This is a genomic window from Boseongicola sp. (genome assembly GCF_057460485.1).
In genome coordinates, this window is the sequence record NZ_JBVCWP010000269.1 from 1 (window position 1) to 5,156 (window position 5,156).

Here is a 5,156-nt window from a genome sequence, read left to right on the forward strand (position 1 = left end):
AAGCACTTTGGCCAACCACATGTCATCGTGACCGATCTACTGCGGTCTTACGGCGCCGCAATGAAGGTCATCGGCAACGCAGATCGCCAGGAAGCAGGGCGCTGGCTCAACAACCGGGCCGAGAATTCACACCCGCTGCCTGACAGTGGTTTGCTTGCAAACCATGAAAAGGGGCCGTTTCGACGACGAGAACGGGCGATGCTTCGGTTCCGGCGCATGCGAAGTTTGCAAAAAATTCGTCTTCGTCGACGCCTCAATTCACAATCATTCCAACCACGAACGTCACCTTTATTCACGTGCCAATTTCAAGCTTAACCGGGCCGTCGCTCTCAGCGAGTGGCGCCAACTCAGATCGGCATAAAAGGCAGCTTCATTGCCCTTGGAGAGACTGGTTCGCATTTGTCTGACGGCACCCTTGCACCCTTGTTTGGCTCCGCAGTGCAGCTTTCGCTTTAACGACGTCGTTCTGGCAAGAATTGCCGTAATGTGTTAGAGTGAGTGGCCTTTATGAGGTGCGGCTTCGTTTGGAAATATCGAGCGCGGACAATAGGGGAATATGGGAAATGCTGTTCAGACAACTCTTTGATAAGACATCAAGCACCTACACTTACTTGCTTGCGAGTCGGCCTGGTGGCGAAGCTTTGCTGATCGATCCGGTTTTCGAGCAAACCAGCCGCTATCTGAAGCTGCTTGAAGAACTGGACCTCAAGCTGGTCAAGGTGGTCGATACCCACATACATGCCGACCATGTAAGCGCCATGGGCAAATTGCGCGATGCCACTCGTTGCACGACCGTAATGGGTGAACAATCTCCAGCCGATGTGGTGTCCATGCGAGTGCGTGACAATGATCCGCTGACGATCGAAGGCTTGACACTTACTGCGCTGCATACCCCGGGCCACACGGCTGAGAGCTACAGTTTTTTGATGGATGATCGGGTGTTCACCGGCGATACGCTGTTGATCCGCGGGACAGGCCGCACTGATTTTCAGAATGGCGATCCCTATGAACAATACCATTCTTTGTTTGAGCGTTTGCTGAAGCTGCCAGAGAACACGGTGGTCTATCCAGGCCACGACTACAAAGGTGACACGGTCAGCACGATTGGCGAAGAGCGCCACAACAACCCACGTCTGCAAGTAAATTCGGCCGAAGAGTATGCTGAGATCATGAACAACCTAAATCTCGCCAACCCAGCAATGATGGACGTGGCAGTTCCCGAAAACCTGAAACTCGGCCTCAGGATGTCCGCGCAACATCGCGTCCCAGTGCTGGAGGTCGATGAAATCCTTTCAGGGTGGCCTTCGGTTGACTGTCATCTCGTAGACATCCGGGAAGAGAGCGAACGCCGCCGCCACGGCACGATCCCCAACTCGATTCACGCACCATACGGACATTTTGATCAATATTGTCGGTCTAGTGGCCCTCTGGCGGGACTCGCCAAAAACAGCAGGATTTTGCTTTATTGTGCCATCGGCGAACGATCCACTCTCGCAGTTGAGATAGCCAATGAATTGGGCCTGATAAACGTTGCGCACATTCCCGGCGGCTTCACCGCATGGCAGGAAGCCGGAGGACCGGTCGAAGCGATCGAATAGCACTTGCAATACCCCGGATATAGCCTGAAAACCGACGGCGGGCATTCTCAAAGTTACCCAGTATCGACGGACCTCAACCCCTTACGCGATCTCTGAGGGAGATTACTTGGGCGCAAAATCGACCTCCGTTGCACAGGACCAAACTTCTCCTTTGGTGCGGGTTTCTCGGACGCCACTTGGGTCGTTTGAGTGACGCGGAACTTTGCTTGGCGTCCGAGAAGCGCTCAAGCGGGAAATCGCGGTTTCGTGGCCAGTTGTAGGTCCGCTTTTGAAGGAATCGCCTTTCGCGCTCGCGCCTGAAGAGAATGGCAGCAACTCGCCCTTAACGTCGAAATGTGTGCGGTGCAGCATCCGTCACATAGGGCTTGCCTTATGTTTTCCCCATCGGTCTGCAAAGAGTAAGCTGTTGCCTGCCAAGCCAATTTTGGCGGGCACCTGATCTAGAGCCGGATATCCCGGTCAAGGCGGTCGCAAGACGTATCATCAGTTGATTTCCGGCTCGGGGACCGGCGCGCCGAATTCCGTCGTCAGGAAGTCGAAGTCGCACCCTTTGTCCGCCTGCTCGACGTGCCGCGCAAACATCTGGCCGTAGCCGCGTTCATAACGGGGTTCGGGAGCGGTCCAGACGGCACGGCGCTCATCCATTTCCTCACCGGAAATCTTTACTGAAAGCGACCGGTTCGGAATGTCCATCTCGATGATATCTCCATTCTGGATCAGCGCCAGCGGTCCGCCGACATAGGCCTCTGGTGCGACATGCAGCACGCATGCGCCATAGGATGTCCCCGACATTCGCGCATCCGACAATCGAACCATGTCCCGATGGCCGTCTTTCAGTAACGCGCGTGGCATCGGGATCATCCCCCATTCGGGCATTCCCGGCCCACCTTGGGGCCCCGCGTTGCGCAATACTAGCACGTGATCGGGAGTCATCGGATAATCGGGATCATTGATGATAGTCTTCATCTCGGCATAGCTATCGGCCACGATAGCCGGGCCAGAATGCACCTGAAATTTCGGGTCCATCGCGGCGGGTTTTATCACCGCCCCGTCAGGCGCAAGGTTTCCGCGCAGAACCGCAAGCGAGCCTTCGTGATAGACCGGGTTTGACAAGGGCCGGATCACATCGTCGTTGTAGTTCACCGCGCCTTTGATGCATTCACCCAGTGTTTTACCGGTGACGGTGGTGACCGAGAGGTCCAGCTTGTCGCCCAGTTCCTTCATCAGTGCAGGCAGGCCGCCTGCATAAAAGAAATCCTCCATCAGGTATTCGGTGCCCGAGGGCCGGATATTGGCCAGTACCGGCACCTCGTGACCGACCTGATCCAGATCATTCAGTCCCCAATCCACGCCCGCGCGCCGCGCCATGGCGATCAGGTGGATGACGGCGTTGGTGGAACAGCCTGTGGCCATAGCAACGATGCTGGCATTGCGTGTGGAGTCCCGGTTGATGATTTTGTCTGGCGTCAGGTCTTCCCAGACCATTTCAACCGCGCGCCGCCCACAGGCCGACGCCATGCGTTTATGTCCCGCATCGGGCGCCGGGATCGAGGAGGCTCCGGGAAGTGTGAGGCCGAAACCTTCGGCGATCGACATCATGGTCGAGGCCGTACCCATGGTCATGCAAGTTCCATAGGATCGGGCGATCCCGCCCTGCACGCCGTCCCACTGTTCCTTGTCGATGGTGCCGGCGCGCCGCTCATCCCAGTATTTCCAGACATCCGTGCCGGAGCCGAGCTTCTGCCCTGCATAATTCCCGCGCAGCATCGCACCGGCGGGCATATAAATGAACGGCAGCCCCATCGAAACCGCCCCCATCACTAGCGCCGGCGTCGACTTGTCACAGCCCCCCATTAGCACAGCCCCGTCAATCGGGTGGGCGCGCAAAGTCTCTTCGACCTCCATCGCCCCCATGTTCCGATAGAGCATCGAAGTCGGCTTCAGGAATTGCTCGGAAAACGAATGCACCGGCATCTCGACCGGCATGCCGCCCGCCTGCAGGATGCCGCGTTTCACCCATTCTGCGCGGTCGCGCAAATGGTGGTGACAGGGCGAGAGATCAGACCATGTGTTAATGATCGCGATGACTGGCCTGCCTTCCCAGTCTTCGGTGGAAAGGCCCATCTGCATCGCCCGGCTTCGGTGGCCCATAGACCGTAAATCATCCGGTGAAAACCAGCGGGCAGAGCGCAGATCTTCAGGTTTTTTCGTCATGGAGGCAGATTCTCGATAGATGAAAACAGTGGGAAAGAACGTGATCGAATTGACTTGAGCTATGCCCAAAACTTGGTGACAGTTGATTAAGCCGACATTCCCCAAGTAGAACGCCGTCCTTGTGATGTTGACGCCCGATTGCGTAGCAATCAAGACTCTTTGGCGCGCCGTGCCAGTTTCTGGGCATCTGGAGCGCAAGTCGAGCGTGATTTCTGGTCACGTAGGCTGGGTCTGCACGGCTTTCGGTTTGATCAGCACATGTTTGGACAGCCCTATCGAGCCGCTTTTCCTCAGATTTTGATGCTGACATCCTCATGTGGGAACCGGTGGCGCGCGCAGCCGATGGATTGCTTTCAGAATACGGTTGAACAAATCGCCGCTGACAGCGACTTCCGCGAGTTGGAACGTGATGGCGCGGGCGTGGCGGACGACCCTCGCACCGATTTTGATCAGCCGGGTTTGCAGGCTTGTCAGCGACCAGTCGGCCATCTCCTGTGGAAGGTCTGTGCCTTGCAGGAAGACACCGAGATTGTAGGCCAATGCATGAAGCTGAAGCCGGACCTCGTTCTGCGCCATGCTTTTGCAGGACAGCCGCGTCCAGTTGATCGCCTGCTTGCCTTTCTTGATGTGCTGCTCGGCGGTGCCACGCTGGTTGTAGAAGTGGATGATCCAGTCCGGGTCCATCGGCAGGTTGGTGACGAGGAAGCCGACGCGGGGGGACAGCTCGCCCGGATGCCACTCGACCTTGGCAATAACGCGCCGGGGTTTGTCCCAGGACGCTGCCTGACAGTCGAAGTCGCCGTAGAAGCGTTGGACGCGGTTCGGCGGACGCCCCAACGGGCGCTTGAGCAGGTGCGCAACCTTGCCCTGTAGGACACGATTGGCACGCAGGCGGATGGCGTAGAAATACCCCTCGGCTTCCAGCGTCTCATAGAGATCGGGAATGGCAAACGCGGCATCGCCCCGGAAGAACCGCATCAGGTGACGCTCCGCATATCGCGCGATAACTGGCTTCAGAACCTCTTCCCATCCGTCGGCGCTGCGCACATTGCCCGGGCGCAGAGCGCACCGTTCAAGATGGCCGAACTGGTTGAAGACGAACAGCGGGCGATAGCACATGCAGCCGAAATGCCCGTTCCAGGCCGTGCCCTCCTGCACGCCATGGGTCGGGCTGACTGAACTGTCCATGTCCAGCGTGACCCATTTGGGTGGCGTAGCGGAATGAACCCGGTCGATCCACTGTCCCGACAGATCAGCCAGTGCAGCGCGATTGTCCGTCGTCGCCAACACCTCGGTCTCGAACCGTCCCATCTGGCTCGCGGACGCGGCCTTGGCATCAACGGC

At 57.6% G+C, this 5,156-nt stretch carries 3 protein-coding genes and 1 pseudogene; 2 read left to right on the forward strand and 2 right to left on the reverse strand.

Annotated features, from left to right (window positions below; genetic code table 11):
• Positions 1-361 (forward strand): annotated as a pseudogene (locus AC221Y_RS19985) (DDE-type integrase/transposase/recombinase); the annotation flags it as partial.
• A 202-nt stretch (positions 362-563) separates the two neighbouring features.
• A complete protein-coding gene (locus AC221Y_RS19990) occupies positions 564-1,598 on the forward strand; it encodes an MBL fold metallo-hydrolase (protein WP_299752382.1) in 1,035 nt (344 codons plus the stop codon).
• A 483-nt stretch (positions 1,599-2,081) separates the two neighbouring features.
• Here AC221Y_RS19990 and araD read toward each other — a convergent pair whose 3' ends face one another.
• Both araD and AC221Y_RS20000 read right to left on the reverse strand, forming a co-directional pair.
• Positions 2,082-3,812: an L-arabinonate dehydratase gene (gene araD, locus AC221Y_RS19995; protein WP_299752379.1), complete on the reverse strand. Its 1,731-nt coding sequence runs from the start codon at positions 3,810-3,812 to the stop codon at positions 2,082-2,084.
• Positions 3,813-4,124: 312 nt separating this feature from the next.
• Positions 4,125-5,156: IS1380 family transposase (locus AC221Y_RS20000; RefSeq protein ID WP_486708160.1), on the reverse strand; the 1,032-nt coding region annotated here is incomplete at its 5' end.